The following is a 24,012-nucleotide window of genomic DNA, read 5'->3' as shown; positions in this document are numbered from 1 at the left end:
GGTTCAGTGTTATTGTTTGTTGAGAAAGAAAATCATTCTCATGATTATGGAGGGGGAGGTTTTTTATTTTTACTCACATCCCCTGGGATCTGGAGTCATTATTCCAATTGCCTGCCCTATATCCGGTTTTTGAAGATGAGGAGACCGGAATTCATGCCGTATTTTATCAAGGGGTTCCATATAAGGGAAAGGAAACACGAGTATTTGCCTACTATGGAATGCCTAAGATCGAAGAACATAAGCAAGATGAGATCTCTAAGCAGGTCCCTGGGATCATTTTGGTTCATGGCGGTGCAGGGAGCGCATTTTCCCATTGGGTGAAGCAATGGAATGACCGGGGTTACGCCGCAATTGCGATGGATCTTGAGGGACAGCTCCCTTTTGAAAGCTATAACAACATCAGCAGTAGAAGCCATGATCATCTTAGTATGGACCCATCCCAGTCACACTTCTCCGCACATCCTTGGAGCGGCCCCATCAAGCAGGGAGTGTTCGCAGATTATGGTGAAGAATTGCAGGATCAATGGATGTATCACGCTGTAGCCGCTGTGTTATCAGCACACACTATCCTTCGCGCGCTACCTGGTGTGGATGTAGACCGAATTGGGATTACAGGAATCTCATGGGGAGGCATTATTACAAGTCTGGTGTCTGGTTTGGATCGCAGGCTTTCTTTTGCCATGCCTGTATATGGATGTGGCTATCTTTATGAGCCAGGTACTCTCTACGGTCTTGGATTTGCTAAGATGCCGCCTGCTACAGCAGAGCACCTTCTGAGTCTGTGGGACCCGTCTTCTTATCTGCACCAAAGCAAGATACCTATGCTGTGGCTCAACGGCAGCCAGGATTCGCATTTTCCGTTGTCGATCTTTGTGAAGTCCTACGAACAGCATGAACATCACTATGAGGATGCGCGGCTGCATAGCCGATTAAGTATTCAGCATGGACTGCCTCATACCTATCCGGCAGCATGGTCCTGTGAAGAGAGCTATGCTTTTGCAGACAGTATTACAAGAGACAGTCCTGCCTTAATCCGCATTCTTCGCGCAGAGCAGCATGGGGAGCAGGTACAGGTGCTTTTTCAATCGCCGCTTGAGGTGACTAAAGCCGTGCTGTACTGGTGTGAAGATGACTCGGACTGGGGGAACGCCAGTTGGTGTTCGGAGGCGGCTTTTCTGCACAAGGTCGAGAATAGTAATGATCACGGAGAAGCGCATGTCTCTTTGCCTATTGTAGGCGGAGTATTTTATATGCAATTGACCAATGCCAGAGGCTGGATCACCAGTTCCCGTGTCATGAGAGACCATCGAGCTGTATAAGACTCATCAAGTAGAATGAAAAAGGGGAAAGAAACATGAGAAACCATTATACAAAGCTGCGCCCATTGAGCGTAGTAATTCTGATTATGATGCTGCTAGCGATTGCTACAGCTTGCAGCAAGGAGTCTTCTGAACCTGCTGCAGAACAGACTGCCAGTCCGGACACAGCCCAAGAGACATCTTTTACCTACAAGGATATCAATGGGGAACATAAACTTGATCATCAGCCTGCTCATATTGCCACAACGGTAACTTATTTAACGGATCATATGATCGCACTGGGTTTAACGCCGACGGCTTCAGTTAAGTCTCAAAATGAAGATTTTCCGCTGTACCTGAAGCCTTTTCTGAATAACGTTGAGATTATTGGCGATCAAGGAAAGGTTAATCTGGAAAAGCTGTTATCCATAACTCCCGATCTGATTATTACAGACACCAACAGCGAAAAAATCTATGACGAGTACGCGAAAATAGCGCCTACGGCCATGCTAGAAAATGGCTATGTAGCCCCTGATTGGCAGACAGCGTTCCGCGCAACGGCTACAGCTTTTGGCCTTCAAGACAAGGCTGAGCAAGTCATCACCGACTATGATAAGCACAAGCAGGAGGCAGTGAACCAGATTCACGATAAAGTAGCTGGAAAAACCTTGATGGTACTGCGTATTCGTAACGATATTCGTTATTACGGGGATACGGATTACAAATGGTTGTATGATGATTTCGGCTTCACCCGGCCTGCTGTCTATCCGGTAACTGGACCGGAGAATCGTTTTGAGTCGTTATCCAATGAGAAGCTTCCACAAATCAACCCGGACTACATTTTGCTCATTAACGACAATGAAAGTATCTATAACGAGCTGCAAGATCTAAGCATCTGGAAAAATCTAAAAGCCGTTAAGAACAATCAGGTGTACACCCTGTCTTCGGATTCATGGTTCGGTGGATATGGACCTAACGCTGCTAACTCCATGCTGGATGATCTGACTAGAATCTTCGTTAAATAATGGACACGAATATTTGGGGTCAACTGAGCTCCTATTTTAACCTTCATATTCAACAGCAGGGGAAGGCTGTATGTACTATTGGAGGTGAAGCTTTAACCGAGAAGGCAGTCATGCAGCACTTTCTCACCGCTTACGGCGAGTTCATTGAGGCAGAAGAGCTTCCAGTTGCTGCAGCTTATTTTGTAAGCTGGTTTGGGGATGTGGCTGCTGCGCTGTTGTATAGCGTTTCGGTGCACAATACCGTTCCAAACCTCACACTTACAAACTTGCAGGTACATCTCATACCTGAGCAGGGCTTCACCCGAATTGCCTTTCAACTGTTGGAGGATCAATTAGATCATGCGCTAGAAGAAAGACACACGGTAGATTGGGCTGTATGGCGGGAGCAAGTGTTCAGCCGTTTTTATAAGGATACTGTCAGCCCACTGCTCCTTTGTTTATCAGAGGCAAGCGGACTTCAGTTAGGAATTTTATGGGGACAGTTGCCAACATCTCTACAGAACTACAGGGAAAAGCTGCAAGCATTGTTGTCTACACAGGATAATGCTTCGCTGCTGTCCTATCTGGCTGAAGACGATGCTTTCATGTGTAATGAACTTGACCCTGAGGTCTTCGGACGATCGAAAAACCCGCTCCAAGCTAAAGTCCGGTTCATCGACCATCCGCTCGAAGTAGGGAAGACGCTTGCTATCAAAAATACCTGCTGCCTACAATATAAGCGTACTAATCGTTCGTACTGCTATACTTGTCCACGCCTGTCCAAGCAAGATCGTATGAATTGGCTTCAGCAGGGTTAAACAAAACGTAAAGGCAATCCTTATTAAAAGGGTTGCCTTTTTTCTTTTCAAGATTATACAGAAAGAAGCGATTATATATGCCGAACAAAAGAGATTAATAAAAAGCGAATATGAGCGAATGGGGAAGTTTGGAACTGACTGTAGGCGCAAAACGCTCGCCTGGAAGCTTTCCATAGGAAAGCTAGCACCGGAATAGACAGTCGACAGCAACATCTATAATCCATGGTTGTTCAAATTAAGCGATGTCACTAGAAGCAATACATTCCCCTTCACCAGTCGTTTTAACAGTGAAAAAGAGGGGACCCCTCCTAACTAACGGCATATTTGTACCTTATTTTTCTTCAATATAGGCGAATAAGGTAAATAAGGGCATTATTGTGTCTTAATTTTCGAAAAAGCACGCTGGACGAGGTATTCTGGAAGAATTAAGGTACAATAATGCACCTAATCGCCACTAACCCGTAACTGCAGGGGATTTAAGGTACAAAAATGCCGTTAATTACACATTGATACTTTTTTAAGCCAACGTTGATGAAGATATACGTGATAAAGACAATTGTCCTCGCAGTGCTGTTCGTGACAGCCATACTTGAAACTATGATATAATGATTAGCGACAAGGGGGTGCTTAATAGATGGAGAATCTTGTAAGATTGTCTGGTACTTCTCCCACTCATGCAAAGCCTGTATTAGAAAAGCGTTACTTTGCATGGGGCAAAACCTTTTTTAACGCTAACGCTAAATAAGCTCTTCTAATATGTTGGCTTTGCACCTTATTTGGAAATTTTAAAATAAGGAGCGGGCACAATGAAATATATTAATGCAGCAAAAGTGTTACCCGAAAAGCTAATTATGGAAATTCAAAAATATGTTCAGGGAGAAACGCTCTACATTCCTAAGCCGGAAACGGAGTATAAGCATTGGGGAAGTAAGAGCGGCGGGAGACGGTTACTTGATGAGCGTAATGTCGCGATCCGAGCTGCTTTTAAAAATGGCAGCAGTATCGAGCAACTCGCCGAGGAACATTTTCTCTCGATCGAAACGATTAAGAAAATTGTCTATTCACATAAAAGTAAGAAACAGCACTGGTGAACATCCTTCATCAGTGTCTTTTTTTATGCCGAAAATGATTCTAAGTCATTGTTTTCATTTCAAGACCGGAGGGCACACTGTAGACTAACGATAGAGACAGCAGGTCTGAATAATGACACATAGAGAGGATATATTGACAATGAGTGAAGAGCAGAGCAGAAGCAGACATCTGGTGGACCCAGAAGTGGTTAGCGCCCTTGATATGTTCCCGACAACGGATCTTACTCCGTCTGTGCTGATAGAATCACGCATGAAGCAAGCACAAATGATGCCGCAAATCGATGTTACGGAAAAGTTCCCGGTTACCTTTGAAGAAAGAACGGTACCCAGTTATTTTGGCGGGCCGGAAGTACGTATAGAGATTATTAAGCCTACGCAGCCAAAGTATGAAAAGATGCCTTTATATTATTCTCTTCACGGCGGCGGGATGGTTATGGGAAGTCCGGTCGGTGACCGCATGGGGAATGCCGCCCTTGCTGTGCAGCATGGTTTTTGCTGTGTGTCTGTGTATTACCGCCTGGGACCTGAGCATGTTCAGCCAAGCCAGCTAGAGGATATCTATTCGGGCCTAAAATGGTGTGTTGAACACGCGGAAGAACTGGGAATCGACGCTAAGAAAGTTGCCGTTGCAGGCTCAAGTGCTGGCGCAGGTTTGGCGGCTGGTGTGGCTTTATACATTCGGGATCAGAAGGAATTTGAGATTCATCATTTGAGATTGCGTAATCCGATGTTGGATGACCGTACGAGTGTTGCACCAGATCATCCTTATGCCGGAGAATTTGTTTGGAATAAAGCAAGTAATTATTTTGGCTGGAAATCTGTATTAGGCCATGAACCAGGTCAGGAAGGCGTAAGTGAATATTACGTGCCTGCACGTGCAAAATCACTTGCTGGGTTGCCATCTACTTTTATTACAATCGGCAGCATTGATTTATTCGTTGACGAGGCTTTGCTATTCGCGAAACAACTGATTCATGATGGTGTTGTGGTGGAACTGCATGTCTATCCGGGCTACCACCATCTGTCGCCAATGTTTCCGAATGCTCACTATTCTCAGGAAGGTGCGAAATCGAGTGAGCATGCTTTGCTGAAGGCTCTGGATTTGCTTTAATCCGGAAGAATAATAACAGTAAGAACTCATAACAAAAGCAGCGACAGCTTATGGATTTGATAATTCAATTCCTAGGTTGCCGCTGTTTTTTTGTTTCAAACAGGTACGTCCTTATGTTTCATGGGTTACGTATCTACTGTTTATTTAGGAAGACAGATCAAAAAACTATTGGAGTTCCTCAAATTGTTCCAAGTTAAATTCTTGTCCATTTATTTCGATTTGTTTTATTCCCTTATTTGTAATTACAAATATTTTTTCAAACGAATGATCTGAAGCTACGGTTACTGTTTCTACGATAAGCTTTCCGTCCTGGTTCTGAATATTTACTGAGGGTACTGTGAATTTCTGATTATGCTCTTCGTTTTTATAATTTACATACAGGTATACACGGTGTTCAGCGGATACTCTGCCCAAATAGATTCCATTTCTTGCATGATTAGATTCTATCCATTTACGTATTGGTCCGTTAGCTTCACTTGGGTCTAGATAGCTAATATTTAATGTGTTATGGCTTGAACATCCAACAATGATTATCAGCATGGAAGTTATTAATAATATTAGCTTTTTCATAGTCACCTCTACTAAATTGATATGATTACTAAATTTACCATGTGAGTGTTGCATAGTAAATGTATATAACAACGTCCTGCTTGCAGGAATATTGGATTAGCGAAACACATTATCCATTATGGATAATATTAATTATTTAATTATCTATATTTGAATAATGAATTTTCCTTTGCTATAATCTCAATTGTAAGTGGGATACTATTGCAGTAGGGGGTGGGGACATAAACCGCAATGAGGTCGGTACGCTCAAGAAGGGTTTGGATATTTTTAACCTTGTACTCCATAATCCCAACATCACTACCCAAGAGATCATGGAAGAGTTACAGCTCAACCAAAGCACGGCTTATCGCTTGGTTAGCACATTGGAGCAGAATGATTTCATCATGAGAAGCCCCAAAAATGGGTTTGTGATTTCGGATGTGTTTGTATCCAAATTACAAAGTGAGAATCTCCTCAAGCAGGACGTTGATCTCTTGCAATCCGTGCCTTCTATGGACAAGCTAAGCAAGACGACAGGGGAGACCTCCTACATCGGAATGCTTCATGGCACAGAGGTAGTGATCACGCATGCAATTTCAGGGATGTATGCCACTCGAACTCATCATGTGATCGGTGATCGTAAGCCTATTTGTGGAGACGCCATTGGAAAATGTTTGCTTGCTTATCAGAGTGAAGAGCTGCAGTCTTGGATCTTGGAGAATATGTCTTTGGAGAAGCAGACTGAGCATACGATTACTTCCCAGGAGAAATTCCGTGAGGAACTGCGTAATATTAAGGTCAAAGGTTATGCTTTGGATGATGAAGAAGGGGAATGCGGGGCCAGGTGCATCGGCGCACCGATCTGGAAGGATGGCAAGGTCATTGCAGCCATTGCGATCAGCGGTCCTACAACCCGAGTGTCCAAAGAGAAGGATGACTATCATATTGAGCAGGTAACGTCATGTGCACAAGAGATTTCAAATCTGTTGAGCCATGAATCAATTTCATAAATTGATAAGTGAGCGTTTATGAAATTGATTTCAATAAATAAAAAAATTATTCGGAGGAGAATAGACTATGAATTTTGTAACATTGAACAACGGTGTAAAAATGCCTCAGCTTGGATTCGGCGTATGGCAGGTTAGCGATGACCAAGCGACTGCTGCTGTAACAAAAGCCTTTGAAGTGGGCTATACCTCGATTGATACAGCCATGATTTATCAGAACGAGCTGGGTGTGGGACAAGCCATCAAGGAATCCGCAATTCCTCGGGAGAAGCTGTTCATCACCACTAAAGTGTGGAACGCAGATCAAGGATATGAGAACACCTTGCGCGCTTTTGATGAAAGCTTGAAGAAGCTGGAACTCGATTATATTGATTTGTATTTGATCCACTGGCCAACGCCGAATTTCGATCAGTACATTGATACTTACAAGGCGCTGGAGAAACTGTACCATGATGGTAAAGTGAAGGCGATCGGTGTATGTAACTTTGAAATCGAGCATTTGGAGCGTCTTCTGAAGGAATGTGAAGTGAAGCCGGTCCTCAATCAGATCGAATGCCATCCATACCTGGCGCAAAATGAATTAAAGGCGTTCTGTGATTCGCACGATATTTTTGTTGAAGCCTGGAGCCCACTGGATCAAGGCGGCGATGTTTTGAAGGACGAAGCCATCGTCAAGCTGGCCGAAGCTCATGGCAAATCTCCAGCGCAAGTCGTACTTCGCTGGCACTTGCAGCGTAACGCGATTGTGATTCCGAAATCCGTTACTCCTTCCAGAATTGAAGAAAACTTCAATGTGTTTGACTTTGAACTGTCCGCTGACGAGATGGAGTCCATCAATCAACTGGACAGTAACCGCCGCAAAGGCCCGCATCCAAATGAATTTCATATGAGATAATTGATTGATTCAAAGCCCGTAAATCCGCTTGTTATAAGCGATTTGCGGGCTTTTTGCATCCAAAGATAGAGTAGTAAAAATATCATATTCCCTTGACTTTCCATGTAATCGTAGATAACATAGTTCATGTCATTAAAAATGATAATCATTATCATATACAATTTATAGAAATTAGGGGGATATACAAAATGCACAAAAGGTTTTTGAGTGTAGTTATGCTTATTGTTGTGATACTGGTTGCAGCGGGTTGTGGGTCTAACAATACTACGAATCCGGCAACAAACAGCGAGCCGAAGAGCAATGCGGCGGCTGAAAATACTGGCAGTGACACCGCAAGTGGCCCTATTGTATTAAAGGACTCTAAAGGCGAGGTTAAGTTGGATAAGCCTGCACAAAAGGTTGTTGTACTGGAGTGGACATTTACAGAAGATGTAATTGCGCTCGGAGTACAGCCGGTGGGGAACGCCGATAACGAAAACTATAAGCTGTATGTGACATCTGAAGCACCATTGGATGCAAGCGTGACGGATGTTGGTACGCGCGACGAGCCGAATCTGGAGACAATTGCGGCGTTGAAGCCGGATTTGATTATTGCGAATGCTAGCAATGAAGCCATTTATGATCAGCTGAAAAGTATTGCTCCAACATTGATTTTCAATCTGTATCCACCTGAAGGGCAAGGTGACCAATACACACTGATGGAAGACACCTTCAAAACGATAGCAACGGCTCTTGGTAAAACTGCGGAAGGTGACAAAGTCCTTGCAGACTTGGATGCGCATTATGCGGATGCAAAGACGAAGCTGGCTGCAGCAGGCAAGGAAGGTCTGAATTACGTACTGACACAAGCATATAGCTATCAAAATGCAGCAACAATGCGTCTGTTCACAGACAATTCACTAGCAGTACAAACATTGGACCGGATTGGTCTGAAGAACGACTGGAAACCTGATAATTTCGAGAGCTATGGATTCAGCACATCGACCGTTGAAGCCTTGCCTGCGGTTCAGGATACTAATCTGCTCTATATTGTCCAAAAGGATGATGATATTTTCACAAAGACACTGAAGGATAATTCCGTTTGGAACGGACTTACCTTCGTTAAGGAGAAACGTACTTACGCATTAGACAGCGCGACCTGGGTATTTGGCGGTCCAATCTCCTCTAAGGTCATTGTGGATGAAGTAGTAAAAACCTTAACGAAATGAGTGCTACTATGAACGGGCATAGCAGTGAAAAAACTTCAATTAATATGACCTGGCGGATTATTGGAATATTTGGGGGCGGCCTTGCCGTCCTCTTCGTTCTGTTTATTCTAAGTCTAGGCTTTGGGGAGGCTAAAATCCCGGCGAGTACTGTAATGAAGGGATTGCTGAACCGTCAGGATGTCATGGAACATAATCTGCTCTGGGATATCCGCATGCCGCGTACAGTTATCGGTATTCTGGCCGGGGCTGCCCTGGCTGCGGCTGGTGCGTTACTACAAACGATAACGAAGAATCCGCTTGCTTCCTCAGATACACTGGGGATTAATGCGGGAGCTTATTTTATGGTTGTTCTTGGCATGGTTGTTTTCCCGGCTTTGCAGCATCAGTTCCCATTTGTGCTGGCAGCTGCTGGTGGCCTGCTGGCAGCGCTTGTTGCCTATCTACTTAGCGGCGGCAAGACGGCTACGCCTGTCCGGCTGGCTCTATCGGGAATGATCGTGTCCATGGTGCTTGGAGCGTTCACCTCGGCACTATTTATTTTCAATAAGACGGAAACGCAAAATTTATTCTTATGGGGTTCGGGTTCTCTGATTCAGCTGAACTGGGACGGCGTCCAGTATGCTTGGCCCTTTGTCCTTGTGCTCCTTGGAGTATCCGTGTTCGCAGGCAGGCAATTCGATGCGCTTGAACTTGATGAGTCTACTGCCCGTTCGCTAGGACAAAGAGTAGGGTTAACCCGGGCTGTAGGCCTCGGCATATCGGTATTGATGGCTGCGATCGTGGTCAGCGTGGTCGGCCCCATCGGCTTCGTTGGCTTAGTCGCTCCCCACCTTGTCCGGCTTGGCGGTATACATAAGCATCGTTTGCTCATCCCTGCGAGTGCCTTGTGGGGAGCGTTGCTCATTACGGCAGCGGATACACTTGCGCGTGCGGTGCGGAGTAGTGTAGGGGAGATGCCGGTCGGTGCGGTTATGGCGATTATCGGAGCCCCTTGGCTTATTTGGCTGGTGCTGACCAGAATGAAAAATATATCGGGTTCAGGTCCAGGGCAATCCTCCATGAGTATAGGCGGAGTAGCGCTACGTATGCGTTTTATTCCGACAGCGATATTTATGAGTGTACTGTTAATCGTTATTATTCTTGTCAGTTTGTCGCTTGGCGGGACGAGGATACCTATTGGGGATCTACTGAGCAGTCTTGTACAGAGGGGCGATGATTCGTATTCTGTTCTGCTGAATTTAAGGCTTCCGCGTACACTGGTTGCAGCTGCAGGCGGTATCGCACTTGCCATTAGCGGTGTACTGATTCAGAGTGCTGTCCGCAATCCACTTGCTGACGCTTCTATAATCGGTGTGACCTCAGGAGCTGGCTTTGGTGCGCTGATCGTGTTGTTCGCATGGCCGGCAATGACGGTCATTGCTTTACCTATTGCCGCAATGGCTGGCGGGGCTTTGGCAGCATCCATTGTATTCTTCCTGGCATGGCGCAGAGGTCTGAATCCATCGGTTCTCATCCTGCTTGGAATCGCGATATCTGCGATCGCCTCGGCGGGCATACAGGTGATGATCGTCAAGGCAAGTATCTGGAGCGGCAACTCCTTAATTTGGATCACTGGCTCGACCTATGGACGGGGCTGGAATCAATTTTATAGCCTTCTAATCTTCCTCATTATCCTGTTACCCGTTGCTTACTATTTGGGACGGAAAATCGATTTGCTGGCTTTTGGTGATGAGAGTTCAGTCGGCCTAGGTTTGCCCGTTCGCGGGACGCGGCTTTGGGCGATGATTATCGGAGTGTTGCTGGCAGCGGGAGCTGTTTCCAGTGTAGGGACGATTGGTTTTCTCGGGCTCATCGCACCGCATGCAGTGCGGATGATGATCGGCCACCATACGAGACGCTCCATTATTTTGTCGGGTCTGCTTGGCGGCTTGTTGCTGGTGATCGCCGATACGGTCGGAAGAACGATTATGGCACCGAAAGAAATCCCGTCAGGTTTGATCATTATGCTGATCGGTGCACCTTATTTCCTCTTCTTAATGTACCGTTCGCTTGTTAAAAAAGGGTAGAATGTAGTTTGAGACACTTATTCAAGGCCGTCCCGTCATGGGGCGGCTTATTTTGTGTACGTTAATGCTGGGCATACAATAATAAATGGACATCTAATATCGACACCCGTGATTGAGATGGCGTGAGAACCATCTTCATTTTAATAAGGGGCGTCCCAATTATCCGTTTTATGGATTTTGGGGCGTCCCTCTTTTTTTAGTCTTATGCATAAAATTTAGCTATTGACAAAAATGTTTCCCGAGAGCAAAATAAGATTCGTCAGTATATGTTCGTTAGGTTTAGGGGCTCGGAACAACCCCACGATTAATGTGTGAAAAGAGGAGAGACTATGGATGCAGGAATTCAGCAAGTAAAAGAAAATCATGGATGGTTACGGAGCAGTTCTAGTATTAGTTTGGAGGAGGTAAACAATTCCGTTAAAATTCCTCTAAAGTCAGGATTCTGGAGAAAGCTCCTGGCATTTGCGGGACCGGGGTCACTGGTAGCCGTCGGCTACATCGATCCGGGTAACTGGGCAACCTCAATTGCGGGCGGCGCACGCTTTGGCTATACTCTTTTATCTGTTATTTTAATTTCAAATTTGATAGCCATGCTGCTTCAAGTCTTGTCAGCCAAGCTCGGGATTGTCACCGGAAGAGATTTGGCACAGGCAACAAGGGATGCTGTCGGTCCCAAAATGGCTGTTTTTTTATGGATTCTAACGGAGCTTGCTATAGTGGCAACAGATCTGGCAGAAGTGATCGGCTCGGCAATTGCCCTAAATTTATTGTTCGGGATCCCGTTGTTATGGGGCATTGCTATTACTACACTTGATGTGCTGCTATTGTTATTTTTACAGAAAAAAGGTTTTCGGATTATTGAATCGATTATTATCGTCTTAATGTTCACCATATTCGCAGTATTTGTCTTTGAAGTGATCATATCGAAGCCGGAAGTATCGGCTTTATTGGGCGGATATGTTCCTACATTTGAGATCATTACGAATCCTGAGATGCTCTTCATCTCATTAGGGATTTTGGGAGCAACAGTGATGCCACACAATCTGTACTTGCATTCATCGATTGTACAGACCCGGCAATATGAGAGAACTGTCAAAGGACGGAAAGAAGCACTTAAGTTCTCCGTTCTCGATTCTAATATGTCACTGTTCTTTGCTTTCTTGATTAACTCTGCTATTTTGATCCTTGGTGCGGCCGCTTTTCATGGTACGGGACTAAATGTATCGGAAATAGAAGGCGCGTATGAGCTTTTAAGTCCTACCCTTGGCGTTAGTATTGCCGGCACGTTATTCGCAGTCGCATTGCTTGCTTCTGGTCAGAACTCGACCATTACGGGAACGTTAGCAGGGCAGATTGTGATGGAAGGCTTTGTGCGCTTGAGAGTGTCGCCGTGGCTCCGCAGATTGATTACCCGCTTGCTGGCTGTAGTGCCCGCATTTATCGTTACGTGGATAGCCGGCTCCAGGGGGACAGGCGACATGTTGTTATGGAGTCAGGTAGTGCTTAGTTTGCAGTTACCTTTTGCCGTTATTCCACTTGTACTGTTCACCAACGATAAGCGGAAAATGGGCGAATTCGCCAATCGGCCGTGGATTAAAATTCTGGCTTGGTTATCTACCGGCGTTATCGTTGCCCTCAATGTGTTCTTGGTGTGCTATATTATCTTGACTGGTCATGATTTAGGATGACTAAGCGAGAACCCCTTGGGCATCCAAGGGGTTTTTACATTGAAGGAGTAATCATTCGTGGTCAAAAGTTCTGAAAAGCCAGATCGCAAGGAGTAGAGCCATGCTTACAGCAGCAAGCCCGAGCCAATTCAAGTACAGAACAGAGGTATTACTGATGACAAGTCCGCCCAATCCAGATCCTAAAGCAAAACCTAACTGGATGAAGGAAGTATTCACACTTAGCGCCATATCAGGATTTCTGGGTACCAGCGTAACCAGTAATAGCTGTTGGGCAGGAGAAATGCTCCAGGTAGCTAACATAAAGATCATTAATACCAAGATTAATAGAAATAGATTCATGCCAGCCAGAGCAAAGGCAAGGATCGTCGCTCCTTGTAACAGGAGTCCTAGACAAATGGTGAATTTCGCTCCTTTTGCATCGGCCAATTGCCCGCCCATTCTTGATCCCACGAAGCTGCAAACCCCGGCCAGGAATAGAACAGCGCTAATCTCGGTTATGGACAGTGAGGAGGTGGCCTGCAGGAATGGAGTAATATAAGTGAACAGGGTAGAATATCCGCCGATATACAATAAAGTAATACCTAAGGCAGTCAGAATTTTTGGATCTTTTAGAATAGAGAGCTGCATGCGGAGGGTAACCCTGTCCACTTCTTTGATTGCCGGAACTTTTCTATAGATGACTAGCAATGGAAGAATGCTTAATAAACCGATCGCAATAAATAGAACTCTCCATCCAAGTCTCTCGCTAAAAAATGTACCCATTGGAACACCCAGCACGAGCGAACTGCTGAGACCCATCAAGATAATACCGATGGCCCATCCCCGCCGTTCTTTTTCAACCAGTCGTGTTGCTACTGCCATAGCCACCACGGTAGCCATTCCTCCACTAGCCCCTTGAATCATTCGCACCCATAGTACGATTTCATAAGAAAGATCGGCAAACATAAGCCCGTTAGTGGCAATGAATACACCAAGGGAAGCCACGAGCAGCTTCTTGCGATCCACATTTATAGTCAGTGCGATTAGAATCGGAGTGATAATGGCTCCTGCGAGCGCAAATACAGTCACTAATAGCCCAACCTTGGAGGTAGAAATGCCCAAGTCCACGGCAATCATATCAATGACTCCTGTAATAATGTATTCAATGGTTCCAATCAGAAAAACTGCAAGTGCCAGGATATAGATGATCGTATTATTTTTCAATGGGATTCGCTCCACTTTCAATTATTCACTGTGCGCTAAAATCATTCACCTAAGAAAATCTTCAGCTGTTGATCTATAAATTCGGAATCGGGCCCATGCTGTCCAATGCCTGCGCAATGTCCCCATTTCGAGTCAATCGGGAGGAAGCGAGCATTCGGCATACATTGTACTTCATAGTTGTTATCCTGGGGAGGAAAGAACAAGTCTGTACTTCCCGGCATGACTAGCGCACAGGCTGTAATGCTTCGTAATGCAAGTTCGAAATCGCCGTTATACGCCTGGTTTGCGCTGATATCGCCGCTGCTTCCGGTGCGTAACATGGTAATCAGGTCATTAGCGTCGAAAGTCAGAAACACTTGATCCCAGTAGTTCACAAGATAATCCTCGAGAGTGTGGTAACCGTCTTGCTGATAGAGCTGCTCCAGATAGTAAGCCTGGGAAAAGCCCCAAGGGGCATAGACCCGACCCATTGCGGCTAATCCCGCCGTAGGCTGCTGCTGATAAAACCCATTCTCCCAGGCAGAATCCGCTTGAAGTGCAGCGATCATGCTTGCAAAAACAATTTGTGCATGTGGCCTTGTCTGAGCCGTACCACCGAATGGGGCAATGCGTTTCACCATATCGGGATAGCTGGCGCCCCACTGGAAGGTTTGAACAGCTCCGAGTGACCAGCCGACGACGAGGGCGATTTTGCTAATCCCAAACTTCTTGGTCACCAGTTGATGCTGCAGACGCACGTTATCATAAATCGTCACCACCGGGAAGTTCCCGTGATCATAGGGCGGGGCCGTATTGCTTGGCGAGGAGGATAATCCATTACCCAGCATGTTCGGTATGATGATAAAATACTTTTCCGGGTCCAGCGCCTTGCCAGGTCCAATTAACCATTCATTATCGGTATGCAGACCTGCAAACCAGGTGGGATAGACAATAACATTATCTTTTGCCGCATTCAGTGTTCCGTAAGTTTTATAGGCAAGAATGGCATTCGGCAGGATGACACCGGATTGCAGCAGAACATCCCCCAGTTCATAGATTTCGTAATCTCTCATCGTAACAATCTCCTTTTTCGTAAATGCAAGATGGACTGTCTTACTTGTCACCACTCTACGACGATGCTATTGTTTGTTCAAGGAAACGTTTATGAATGATACATTCAATTAATTTGAATTAAGGATGGGATGTACTGTGGAATTGCGCCAACTCAAGACCTTTCATACCCTTGCTTCTACACTAAACTTTAGCCGCGCTGCAGAAGTTCAAAACTACGTTCCGTCAACGGTTACGATGCAGATGAAGGCTCTGGAGGAGGAACTGGGGGTCAAGCTGGTGGACAGGCTGGGGAAGAAAGTAATATTAACCGATGCGGGGAGACGCTTCCTCGGATACGTTGTCAACATATTGAGGGAGCTTGAAGAAGCAGAACAAGTGGTTAGACAATCTGGCGAGATGACAGGGACGCTCGTTATAGGTGCAGATGAAACGTTGTGTACGTACCGCTTGCCGGATGTATTGCGGCGCTTTCGCTTGCGCTATCCTGGGGTTCGCCTAATGTTCCGCGCACTTTCCGATGATAATCTCAAACAGAGTCTACGGGAAGGGGACGCGGATATTATTTTCATGCTGGATGAAGACAAGGGTGAGACCGGATTTTGTGGAGAAAAATTGCTGGATGAATCCTTCTATGTCCTGGCCGCGCCCGATCATCCCTTGGCAGCACGTACGACATTGACTGTTGAAGATTTTAAGGGTGAGACCTTTTTGCAGACAGAGAAGGGCTGTTCCTATCGCACATTTTTTGAGCGAAGTCTGTCGCAGAAGGGCATGAGAGGAGTTACGGAATTAGAGTTTAACAGCGCAGAAGCGATCAAGCAGTGTGCGAAAATAGGAATGGGCATCGCTATATTGCCTGAAATGGCCGTGGTCGAAGAAATGAACCGGGGAGAGCTGGTTCCGTTGGCTTGGGATTTGACCGCCGTGTCCTTCGCAACCCGAATGTTCTGGCATGAAGAGAAGTGGATCTCACCTGCGATCGAAGCCTTTATTAACTTAAGCCGGGATACGTTTCTGGGGAATAATAACTTGTAGAAAGCAACGATAGAACCAACGATAGAATCAAAGATAGAACCAAAGATAGAACCAAAGACAACACCTTGAAAAACTGTTTCCATGTCGTAAGATGTGAAGTTCAGTTTTTTTAGGTTTTTTTGCGTTGGTTAGATCGTTTTATGAATCTTCAGTGGGCCTGCCTCAAAATCAGCGTTGGCCTCGGCAGGTAACGGACTCCAGAGACCTTATCGCCTATAAATTCAGTCATTTAGGAAAATAGCGGACTCTAGAGACCTTATGGGCAGAAATCTTCTGCAAATTCAGCTGTTTGATAGCAAATAACGTCATCTGAGTCCGCATCATCATTCAGAGCAACTTAGAGTGGGGAATAACGGCTATACGGTCCGTTAGCTCTTATAGATGAGCTTTAAGCCTTGAAAAAGATGGCATTCATGAATTGGTGTTCATGAATTGGTGTTCATGAATTAAGTGCGACCATGTTCTTTTGTCCAGAATAGAGCTATCTTAATGTCATTTAAATGTTATATTTTATAACCTAATTAAACGATTACTTTTGTTGTGGAATGAATACAATCATAAATGTCAGTTATATGTTATGTATATGATGCATTTATCTTTATTTTTTAAAATTTTAAAAATATATTGATAACTTATCTAACATGTACTAGAATGGGATTAGAAATTGCGTAAACGTTTTTGCAAAATAACAGATTATTGTTAAATAGTCTCACATTATAAAAGGTATAAAGGTTGTAAAAACGTTATGACAAAAACAGAGGTAAAGAATGGAAGTGGTTGTCACGAAAAGAGACATAACGATTAAAGATGTGGCAAAAACAGCCAATGTATCTGTTGCTACTGTATCTCGGGTAATCAATGGACTGGACCGGGTAAGTGAGGCTACACGAAAAAAAGTATTGAAAGTAATCGATGAATTAAACTTCGTGCCGAACACGATAGCGGCATCTATGGTTAATAAAAAAACGAACATGCTGGCGGTAGTGGTGCCGGAGATTCAAAATCCCTTCTACACGGCAGTGATAGGCGGAACGGTGGAAGTGGCGAAGAAGGCAGGCTTTGTCACCCTTGTTGTATCCACAAATGGCGATGAAGCGGAAGAGTCCACCTATTTCGAGAGTTTTCTTGGTAAAAACGCCGACGGCTTTATCTTAATTGGCACTCATAAGACAGCAGATTTCTACCAGACCATTCGCAAGCCGACGATTCTGGTGGATCGGTACATCGATAATAGCGGTCATGATGGTGTGATGATTGATAACTATCGCGGCGCTTATGAAGCTACCAAGCATTTTCTAGAGTATGGTCACACACGCATTGCCATTATAGACGGGAAGCATGACTTTAATGATGGTAAGGATCGTTATTGGGGATATCAGCGGGCTATGGTTGAAGGTGGGGTTAGTCCTGATCCTAAGTATCATAAGCAAGGGAGCTGGCTCGAGGATAGCGGATATCAATCTACCCTTGAATTAATGCAAGCCGAGGTCCCGCCGACAGCGATTTTTGCAGCCAACAACTTGATCTGCCAGGGAGCCATCAAGGCGATTCGGGATTTGAATCTGGAGATCGGGGAAGACATTTCATTAATTGGTTTTGACGAGAATGAACTGGCTGAATTTGTGAAACCGAAGGTAACGGTTGTTCGCAGACCTACACGTGAAATGGGGACGCAAGCTGCGGAGATGCTGATTAAGAGAATTAAAGATAAAAATTCGGATGAGACGAACCCCAAGAAAGTCATACTGGATGTCGAACTAATGAAATACGGCTCCGTCAAAAAAATGAATTAGTCGAAGGAGAAGGGACATGGCAAAGGTCTTGGTAGTTGGCAGCATGAATATGGACATTGTGACCCAAGTACAGCGTCATCCGATTCCTGGTGAGACGATTCAAGGACAAGAGACTCAGTTTTTTGTAGGTGGTAAAGGAGCGAATCAAGCCGTTGCAGCGTCTCGCTCTGGAACCACAGTGACCATGGCAGGCGGGCTGGGCGATGATTTTTTTGGACAGGATATTCGCCGTAAATTATCCGCAGATAATATCGATATGGAAGGGGTATTGCGTAAGCCTTTGACGACAGGGATGGCCATCATTACGGTGGATCATCTGGGAGAGAACAGTATTATTCTGTCAGCCGGCGCGAATGCCGCATACAGTGAGCAGGATGTGCAAGGCCTTGAGCTTTCAGACTATGATGCTATATTGCTACAGAATGAGATCCCGAGAGAGACCAACCGGGCTGTGCTGAAACTGGCAAAGGTAGCCGGAACAACGGTGTTCGCTAACCCGGCACCTGTGCTAGGTTTTGAATTAGCTGATTTGAAGTTCATCGATTTCTTGATCTTGAATGAGATTGAGGCGGAAGCCCTAAGCGGGGTGAAGCTGGACGATGTCGTCAAAGTAGATGAAGCGGGTAAACGAATCCTGGAGCAAGGGGTTCAGGGTGTCATTATCACGCTTGGCAGCAAAGGATCATTCTATATCGATACCAGCGGCTTAATGATCTCTACGCCTGCATATAAGGTAGACGTTGTGGATACCACGGCGGCCGGGGACACTTTTATAGGAGCCTTCGTATCCAAATATTTAACGGGTGAAGGGGTGGAGTACAGCTTGAATTATGCCACCGCTGCCTCGGCGTTGACGGTATCGGCTCCTGGTGCTCTAAGTTCTATCCCTGAAGAAGCGCGGGTTCTTGAATTTATGGGAAAAGAAAGAGCGGGTTAGGACGAGTGAGATTCAGATGATCTACTGTGTGAAAAGGAATTCGTAAGGACATCATTGGAGTAGATTCCGAAGTGCTTTTTTGAAGGGGATTGTTGTATCACTTGACTTTGTTGATTTAAAGCTGAGCCTTGTTAAAGTGTGCCTAAATTGCGCATTTGTCACTAGTCAACCAGTCGAGACTGTTTGAAAGGGAGGGTTAACGATGGAACGTCCGATCTTATCGATGGAGGGGATCAGCAAGGAGTTTCCGGGTGTAAAAGCTTTGGAAGACGTCGATTTCGAGCTTTATCCTGGAGAGATTCATGCTTTGATGGGAGAGAATGGGGCCGGTAAATCCACTTTAATGAAAATATTATCCGGTGTGTATGCACCTACCAAGGGGATTATCCGGCTGAAAGGACAAGAGGTCGTCTTTCGTAATCCTCTCGATGCGCAGCATCAAGGTGTATCTATCATTCATCAGGAATTCAATCTGTTTCCCAATTTGTCTGCGGCAGAGAACATTTATATTGACCGTCCGGAAGTGGTGGGGCGATTCGGAAGAATTCAGTGGTCAAGATTATATAGTGAAGCCCAGAAACTGGTCGATTCTATTGGTGGTAGAGGGATTGATGTTCGTAAGGAAGTGCGGCATCTGGGTGTTCACAGTCAGCAAGTGATCGAGATTGCCAAGGCATTATCGTTCCAGGCTGATGTACTGATCATGGACGAGCCATCCGCCGCGCTGCCGGAGAATGAAGTGCAAAGGATGTTTGATGTAGTGAAGCGGCTTAAAGAACAGGGTGTGGCTATCGTCTATGTCTCGCACCGAATGAAGGAAATATTCGAAATCGCAGATAAAGTGACGGTATTAAGAGACGGGAAGAAAATCGCTACACACAAGATTGAAGATGTGACTGAGCAAAGCCTGATTCAGATGATGGTCGGCAAAGAGGTCGCTCAATTATATCCTGTGCGAACCGTAGAGCCACGTGAAGAGATTGTGCTTCAGGTGAAGCAGCTGTCTCTCGACTCTGCGCATGCTATTTCTTTCAACTTGAAAAAAGGTGAGATCCTCGGCCTTTTTGGGATACCGGGTTCCGGCTCTCACACTGTAGCAGAGCGACTCTTCGGATTAGTGAAGGGAACAGGGGCAATCGAGATCAATGGTGTTCAAGTACAAATTAATACTCCTAATGAAGCGAAAGCTAAGAAGATTGCTTATGTTCCGCCAGATCGCCACCGCCAAGGGATTATTAAACCGATGTCGATCCGGCAAAATTTAGCGATGCCCATCCTGCCCGAGCTCTCCACGGGCTTGATTCTGGATCAGGAACGAATCAAGAAGATGAGCAGCTCCTATATGGAGCAACTGCATATCAAGGCACCGAATGATCTGCAAAGTGTCGATTTTCTGAGCGGTGGCAATCAGCAGAAGGTAGTTATCGGCAAATGGTTGGCGGCAGAGCCGGAAATTCTCATTCTCGAAGAACCTACACGTGGTGTAGATGTGGGGGCCAAGGCTGAAATCTATAACATTATTCATCAGTTGGCCTTAAAGGGCTTAAGCATATTGCTTATTTCATCAGAGATGCCGGAGGTCATCGGCCTCAGTGATCGAATCCTGGTGCTGCATAAGGGAGAGATTGTCCATGAATTCGGACGAGGGGAGGCGGATCAGGAGCAATTGCTGAAGCGAGCCTCCAATCCGCGGACTACGGGAGGAGATGTCATATGAAGCGTCTATTGAACGTCCACGAAGCACCGATCATCTTGTTCACACTGTTGATAGGCATCCTGTTTACGATTATCTCCCCGGAATTTCTTCAACTGGATAATGCGAAGCTGATCTTGGATCAGAATACTTCAAGCGCAATTGTTGCCATTGGAATGACTATGGTGATTCTGCTGGGCGGCATCGACTTGTCGGTAGGCTCGGTGCTGGCACTGACCGCCACTTCTGTGGGGCTGTTCCTCAGTCATGGGATGTCACCTTGGCTGGCTTCCTTGCTCGGCATTGGAATAGGGATTCTGTGCGGTATGTTTAACGGCTATTTCATTGCTGTGCTGAACATCCCGGACATTATTGTTACGTTGGCTTCGATGTATATCTTTCGGGGGCTGGCCGTTGGCATCAGCGGCGGAACATGGATGACTAATTTTCCGCCAGGATTCCAGTTCTTCGGACAAGGTCAGGTTCTGGGCATATCCTTTCCGTTAATCGTTACTGTAATCCTGATCATCGGTTTTATCTTTCTTCTAAAATTTACCCGCTTTGGCCGCAGGATCTATGCGATTGGCGGTAATAAAGCCGCGGCTAAGCTGGCCGGAGTAAGTATACCGAGAACCAAATTTATGGTCTACGTATTCAGCGGAATGCTTGTGGGTATCGCAGCGGTGATTTTTGCCTCCAAGGTGGGCAGTGTTCAGGCCTCAACGGCAGGCAGCAATCTATCCTTTGAAGTGATGGCAGCGGTCTTGATCGGCGGGGGAAGCATCTTCGGCGGTACCGGCACGATTGCTGGAACTGCGGTCGGTATACTCCTAATGGGGATTATCAAGAACGGTCTGGTCATTGCTAAAGTTTCTCCATTTTGGGTAGATGCGACGACGGGGTTTCTGATTATCTTAGCGATTGCCATCAATACGCTGCAATACGTCAGACAAAATAAACGCAAAGGCGGCGAGCTGATATGAGTGCACTGACCCAATTTTTTAACTTCAAATCTAATAAAATGCTGGTTCAGATGCTCTTGTTTATCTTCATCCTCGTCTTTTTCAGCATTCAATCCCCGTACTTCCTGTCATTCAACAATTTCATGAATGTGCTGAATCAGATGGTCGAGGTCGGTCTGATCGCAATCCCGATGACTATGATTATTATCTCCGGCGCAATGGATCTCTCCGTCGGCTCGATTCTTGCCTTCTCGGCTGTTTGTATGGGACTTGCGTTTCAAGGCGGCCTCAACATTTGGCTTAGCGTGATCATTGGGTTGTTAGCTGGATTAGCATGCGGAGCTGTTAACGGATACCTGATTGCCAGGCATCGCATGCAGGCTATCGTAGTGACCATCGGAATGCTGGTAATGCTTCGCGGTCTTGTCTATGTACTGAACGAAGGAAGGCCGATCAGCGGTTACCCGGATGCCTTCTACTTTCTGGGACAGCAATACTTCTGGGGAATTCCCTTCAATGCGATTTTCCTGGCTGTTATGTTCCTGATTGCGAATTTTGTAATGAAGAAGACGCGGTTCAGCATCTATGTGTACGGCATAGGCAACAATGAGGAAACCGTCCATTATTCAGGAATTTCTGTTGTTCGCACCCGGTTCATTTTGTTCATGATCAGTGGGTTATTCTCCGCTTTGGCTGGTGTTTTCCTAGTGTCCCGTCTGGCAAGTGCAGAAGCGACATCAGGTACAAATATAGAGCTTGATGTAATAACGGCTACCCTGATAGGAGGCACACATATTTTTGGCGGAAGGGGGAGTCTTGCGGGTACGTTTCTCGGCTTGCTAATTATCGTGTTTTTACGCAATGGCCTGAATTTGTTGGGTGTATCTGTATTGTATCAATCCGTAATTCTCGGCATTCTGTTGTTGATCGCTGTTGGTAAACAAAAAGCATAACTTACTTGGAGGTCGAAGCACATGAGAAAAATAGCTACTACGTTAATTACTGGATTATTGACCCTTACTTTGGCTGCTTGCGGAAATACGGGTAACTCCAAACCACAGGAAAGTGCGGGAAGCAATAGCAATCAAGGCTCATCGTCCACTGCCACAAGAACCTATTTCATCAATCCGAAGTCCATTGGTCCCGCTTATTGGGCAGCCGCTGAAAAAGGAGCCAAGCAAGCAGAGACGGATCTGAAGGTGAAAGTTCTCTTCAATGCTCCGACTGAGGCAGATTCCTCTAAGCAAATTAATATGATTCAGGATATGTTGACTCGTCAAGTGAACGGGATTGGTGTCTCGCCAAATGATGCCAAAGCCGTTGGACCTGTATTCAAGAAAGCAGCCGGTCAGGACGTCAAAATTGTCACCTGGGACAGCGATGCACCAGATACGGACCGTCAATATTATATAGCGCCAGCTACAGATGAAGAGGTTGGAGACAAGCTGGCTAAAACGATCGGCGACGAAATTGGAGGCAAGGGCCAGGTAGCATTCATGGTAGCAGGTCTTGGTTCTCAGAACCAAATTGCCAAATCGGAAGCGGCAAAAGCTTACCTGAAGGCTAACTATCCAGGCGTTGAAGTGGTCACAACGGTGTCCAGTGATGATGATCAACAGAAGGCATATGCCAATGCGCAAAACCTTATCAAAACGTATCCCGATTTGAAGGGTATCATTGGGTTCGCAGGCGGTGAGCCGCCGGCAGCAGCTGAAGTGGTCGAGCAGGCGGTAAAGGCTGGCACTTTGAAAGCAGGACAAATTGCGATTACCGGCATTGCCGTTCCTAGTGTGGTTAAAAACTACATCAAGAATGGCACGATTAAAACAGATATTATCTGGGATCCGGGCAAGCTCGCTTATACGACTGTATATGTCCTCGATCAACTGGCTCAAGGGAAAAAAATCACTGATGGCATGGATGTACCTACGGTCGGCAAGGTGAAAGTGGATGGGCAAAGCGTCTTTATCGGTATGCTGGAAGTCAAGAGTGACAATGTAGACAGCTTTGGATTCTAATCCTAAAGGATAGGAGGCGTAAAAATGCAGCATAGCATCAATGTAGAACCATTAACGAAAGAGGCGTTTGAACCTTTCGGGAAAGTAATCGATCTTCCTTCTTACGCTCCTCCCAAAACGGGAGATGGATGGGACTGCTGGAATTACATCGACATGCTGGATGTACACGAGCCTATTGGCTTTGGACTTGTGATTACGAAAAAGAGGGAGTTCTTGGTGGATGCCATGGAGCGTCACGTAAGCCGGGAGGAACTGCTGCTTACGTTCGATCAAGAGATCATTCAGCCGGTGGCGTTATGTGCCGATATTGATGATCCGGATGAACATCCCGATGCAAGCACAGTGAGATGCTTCCGGATCAAACCGGGGCAAGCCATCATTATTGGCCGGGGTGTCTGGCACAGTCCTGCTTATCCTGCCCATGATGATGCGCGCTACATGTTCGCCATTGAGAAGAAGAAGGACAAATTCGGTGATGAAATGATCAATCCTTGGGTGGATTTCGGAAATGGGGATACGGTAAGTTTCGGAGATGGCTTGTCCATCTCTGAGGCTGACCCGAGCTTGATCAACTAGAGGAGGA

General features: G+C 45.8%; 21 protein-coding genes. 18 read left to right on the top strand and 3 right to left on the bottom strand.

The features are described 5' to 3' along the window. Window positions 1–107 precede the first annotated feature (107 nt). From ACFRAM_RS25685 to ACFRAM_RS25665, 5 genes are all read left to right on the top strand, one after another. Window positions 108–1,319: an alpha/beta hydrolase family protein gene (locus ACFRAM_RS25685; RefSeq protein WP_379469469.1), complete on the top strand. Its 1,212-nt coding sequence runs from the start codon at window positions 108–110 to the stop codon at window positions 1,317–1,319. Window positions 1,320–1,354: 35 nt separating this feature from the next. Further along, complete coding sequence (locus ACFRAM_RS25680) at window positions 1,355–2,323, top strand: ABC transporter substrate-binding protein (RefSeq protein WP_379469467.1); 969 nt, start codon at window positions 1,355–1,357, stop codon at window positions 2,321–2,323. Between the two features lie 110 nt (window positions 2,324–2,433). Next, window positions 2,434–3,120, top strand: coding sequence for a hypothetical protein (locus ACFRAM_RS25675; protein ID WP_379469465.1), 687 nt, complete (start codon window positions 2,434–2,436; stop codon window positions 3,118–3,120). A gap of 806 nt (window positions 3,121–3,926) precedes the next feature. After that, entirely contained in the window at window positions 3,927–4,211 is a 285-nt protein-coding gene (locus ACFRAM_RS25670; protein WP_379469463.1) for a CD3324 family protein, read from the top strand. A gap of 139 nt (window positions 4,212–4,350) precedes the next feature. Next, window positions 4,351–5,322 (top strand): alpha/beta hydrolase, encoded by a 972-nt coding sequence (locus ACFRAM_RS25665; RefSeq protein ID WP_379469461.1) that lies wholly within the window; start codon window positions 4,351–4,353, stop codon window positions 5,320–5,322. Window positions 5,323–5,487: 165 nt separating this feature from the next. Here ACFRAM_RS25665 and ACFRAM_RS25660 read toward each other — a convergent pair whose 3' ends face one another. Continuing rightward, complete coding sequence (locus ACFRAM_RS25660) at window positions 5,488–5,892, bottom strand: hypothetical protein (RefSeq protein WP_379469459.1); 405 nt, start codon at window positions 5,890–5,892, stop codon at window positions 5,488–5,490. Window positions 5,893–6,053: 161 nt separating this feature from the next. On the opposite strand from ACFRAM_RS25660, the gene ACFRAM_RS25655 reads away from it, so the two are divergent. From ACFRAM_RS25655 to ACFRAM_RS25635, 5 genes are all read left to right on the top strand, one after another. Next, on the top strand, window positions 6,054–6,881 hold the full coding sequence (locus ACFRAM_RS25655) for an IclR family transcriptional regulator (RefSeq protein WP_379469656.1): 828 nt from the start codon (window positions 6,054–6,056) through the stop codon (window positions 6,879–6,881). 67 nt (window positions 6,882–6,948) lie between these two features. Then, window positions 6,949–7,773 (top strand): aldo/keto reductase, encoded by an 825-nt coding sequence (locus tag ACFRAM_RS25650; protein ID WP_175372292.1) that lies wholly within the window; start codon window positions 6,949–6,951, stop codon window positions 7,771–7,773. 188 nt (window positions 7,774–7,961) lie between these two features. Further along, entirely contained in the window at window positions 7,962–8,981 is a 1,020-nt protein-coding gene (locus tag ACFRAM_RS25645; RefSeq protein ID WP_379469456.1) for an ABC transporter substrate-binding protein, read from the top strand. Window positions 8,982–8,989: 8 nt separating this feature from the next. Beyond that, a complete protein-coding gene (locus tag ACFRAM_RS25640; protein WP_379469454.1) occupies window positions 8,990–11,047 on the top strand; it encodes an iron ABC transporter permease in 2,058 nt (685 codons plus the stop codon). 329 nt (window positions 11,048–11,376) lie between these two features. Further along, window positions 11,377–12,735 (top strand): Nramp family divalent metal transporter, encoded by a 1,359-nt coding sequence (locus ACFRAM_RS25635; protein ID WP_379469451.1) that lies wholly within the window; start codon window positions 11,377–11,379, stop codon window positions 12,733–12,735. Between the two features lie 51 nt (window positions 12,736–12,786). Here the strand turns inward: ACFRAM_RS25635 and ACFRAM_RS25630 are convergent, their stop codons facing one another. Together ACFRAM_RS25630 and ACFRAM_RS25625 are read right to left on the bottom strand one after the other, a co-directional pair. Next, window positions 12,787–13,938: an MFS transporter gene (locus ACFRAM_RS25630; RefSeq protein WP_379469449.1), complete on the bottom strand. Its 1,152-nt coding sequence runs from the start codon at window positions 13,936–13,938 to the stop codon at window positions 12,787–12,789. A gap of 41 nt (window positions 13,939–13,979) precedes the next feature. Beyond that, window positions 13,980–14,990, bottom strand: coding sequence for an alpha/beta fold hydrolase (locus tag ACFRAM_RS25625; protein ID WP_379469447.1), 1,011 nt, complete (start codon window positions 14,988–14,990; stop codon window positions 13,980–13,982). Between the two features lie 136 nt (window positions 14,991–15,126). Here ACFRAM_RS25625 and ACFRAM_RS25620 point away from each other — a divergent pair, with 136 nt between their 5' ends. The 8 genes from ACFRAM_RS25620 (at window position 15,127) to ACFRAM_RS25585 (ending at window position 24,005) form a co-directional block, all read left to right on the top strand. Continuing rightward, window positions 15,127–16,026, top strand: a complete 900-nt coding sequence (locus tag ACFRAM_RS25620; protein WP_379469445.1) for a LysR family transcriptional regulator — start codon at window positions 15,127–15,129, stop codon at window positions 16,024–16,026. 767 nt (window positions 16,027–16,793) lie between these two features. Continuing rightward, window positions 16,794–17,819: a LacI family DNA-binding transcriptional regulator gene (locus tag ACFRAM_RS25615; protein ID WP_379469443.1), complete on the top strand. Its 1,026-nt coding sequence runs from the start codon at window positions 16,794–16,796 to the stop codon at window positions 17,817–17,819. A gap of 16 nt (window positions 17,820–17,835) precedes the next feature. Further along, on the top strand, window positions 17,836–18,756 hold the full coding sequence (locus ACFRAM_RS25610; RefSeq protein WP_379469441.1) for a ribokinase: 921 nt from the start codon (window positions 17,836–17,838) through the stop codon (window positions 18,754–18,756). Window positions 18,757–18,958: 202 nt separating this feature from the next. Next, the gene (locus tag ACFRAM_RS25605; RefSeq protein ID WP_379469439.1) at window positions 18,959–20,473 is read left to right on the top strand and encodes a sugar ABC transporter ATP-binding protein; all 1,515 of its coding nucleotides are present in this window, start codon (window positions 18,959–18,961) and stop codon (window positions 20,471–20,473) included. Then, the gene (locus ACFRAM_RS25600) at window positions 20,470–21,432 is read left to right on the top strand and encodes an ABC transporter permease (protein ID WP_066364607.1); all 963 of its coding nucleotides are present in this window, start codon (window positions 20,470–20,472) and stop codon (window positions 21,430–21,432) included. The genes ACFRAM_RS25605 and ACFRAM_RS25600 overlap by 4 nt, the downstream gene beginning before the upstream one ends. After that, window positions 21,429–22,364, top strand: a complete 936-nt coding sequence (locus ACFRAM_RS25595) for an ABC transporter permease (protein WP_379469436.1) — start codon at window positions 21,429–21,431, stop codon at window positions 22,362–22,364. The genes ACFRAM_RS25600 and ACFRAM_RS25595 overlap by 4 nt, the downstream gene beginning before the upstream one ends. Window positions 22,365–22,385: 21 nt before the next feature. Further along, window positions 22,386–23,429 (top strand): autoinducer 2 ABC transporter substrate-binding protein, encoded by a 1,044-nt coding sequence (locus ACFRAM_RS25590; RefSeq protein ID WP_379469434.1) that lies wholly within the window; start codon window positions 22,386–22,388, stop codon window positions 23,427–23,429. A 24-nt stretch (window positions 23,430–23,453) separates the two neighbouring features. Continuing rightward, on the top strand, window positions 23,454–24,005 hold the full coding sequence (locus ACFRAM_RS25585; protein WP_379469432.1) for an ureidoglycolate lyase: 552 nt from the start codon (window positions 23,454–23,456) through the stop codon (window positions 24,003–24,005). The last annotated feature ends 7 nt before the right edge of the window (window positions 24,006–24,012 follow it).

The organism is Paenibacillus sp. NPDC056722, from assembly GCF_042790635.1.
Taxonomy (GTDB): Bacteria; Bacillota; Bacilli; order Paenibacillales; family Paenibacillaceae; genus Paenibacillus_AQ; species Paenibacillus_AQ agri.
Note: the sequence above shows the minus strand (reverse complement) of the source record. Positions and strands in the feature narration are given on the sequence as shown.

What these genes read in the sequence shown, in the direction of transcription:
- ACFRAM_RS25680 (WP_379469467.1), top strand. Translation starts at nt 1,355, where the DNA reads ATGAGAAACCATTATACAAAGCTGCGCCCATTGAGCGTAGTAATTCTG.
- ACFRAM_RS25675 (WP_379469465.1), top strand. Translation starts at nt 2,434, where the DNA reads ATGCAGCACTTTCTCACCGCTTACGGCGAGTTCATTGAGGCAGAAGAG.
- ACFRAM_RS25670 (WP_379469463.1), top strand. Translation starts at nt 3,927, where the DNA reads ATGAAATATATTAATGCAGCAAAAGTGTTACCCGAAAAGCTAATTATG.
- ACFRAM_RS25665 (WP_379469461.1), top strand. Translation starts at nt 4,351, where the DNA reads ATGAGTGAAGAGCAGAGCAGAAGCAGACATCTGGTGGACCCAGAAGTG.
- ACFRAM_RS25660 (WP_379469459.1), bottom strand. Translation starts at nt 5,892, where the DNA reads ATGAAAAAGCTAATATTATTAATAACTTCCATGCTGATAATCATTGTT.
- ACFRAM_RS25650 (WP_175372292.1), top strand. Translation starts at nt 6,949, where the DNA reads ATGAATTTTGTAACATTGAACAACGGTGTAAAAATGCCTCAGCTTGGA.
- ACFRAM_RS25645 (WP_379469456.1), top strand. Translation starts at nt 7,962, where the DNA reads ATGCACAAAAGGTTTTTGAGTGTAGTTATGCTTATTGTTGTGATACTG.
- ACFRAM_RS25640 (WP_379469454.1), top strand. Translation starts at nt 8,990, where the DNA reads ATGAACGGGCATAGCAGTGAAAAAACTTCAATTAATATGACCTGGCGG.
- ACFRAM_RS25635 (WP_379469451.1), top strand. Translation starts at nt 11,377, where the DNA reads ATGGATGCAGGAATTCAGCAAGTAAAAGAAAATCATGGATGGTTACGG.
- ACFRAM_RS25625 (WP_379469447.1), bottom strand. Translation starts at nt 14,990, where the DNA reads ATGAGAGATTACGAAATCTATGAACTGGGGGATGTTCTGCTGCAATCC.
- ACFRAM_RS25615 (WP_379469443.1), top strand. Translation starts at nt 16,794, where the DNA reads ATGGAAGTGGTTGTCACGAAAAGAGACATAACGATTAAAGATGTGGCA.
- ACFRAM_RS25610 (WP_379469441.1), top strand. Translation starts at nt 17,836, where the DNA reads ATGGCAAAGGTCTTGGTAGTTGGCAGCATGAATATGGACATTGTGACC.
- ACFRAM_RS25605 (WP_379469439.1), top strand. Translation starts at nt 18,959, where the DNA reads ATGGAACGTCCGATCTTATCGATGGAGGGGATCAGCAAGGAGTTTCCG.
- ACFRAM_RS25600 (WP_066364607.1), top strand. Translation starts at nt 20,470, where the DNA reads ATGAAGCGTCTATTGAACGTCCACGAAGCACCGATCATCTTGTTCACA.
- ACFRAM_RS25595 (WP_379469436.1), top strand. Translation starts at nt 21,429, where the DNA reads ATGAGTGCACTGACCCAATTTTTTAACTTCAAATCTAATAAAATGCTG.
- ACFRAM_RS25590 (WP_379469434.1), top strand. Translation starts at nt 22,386, where the DNA reads ATGAGAAAAATAGCTACTACGTTAATTACTGGATTATTGACCCTTACT.
- ACFRAM_RS25585 (WP_379469432.1), top strand. Translation starts at nt 23,454, where the DNA reads ATGCAGCATAGCATCAATGTAGAACCATTAACGAAAGAGGCGTTTGAA.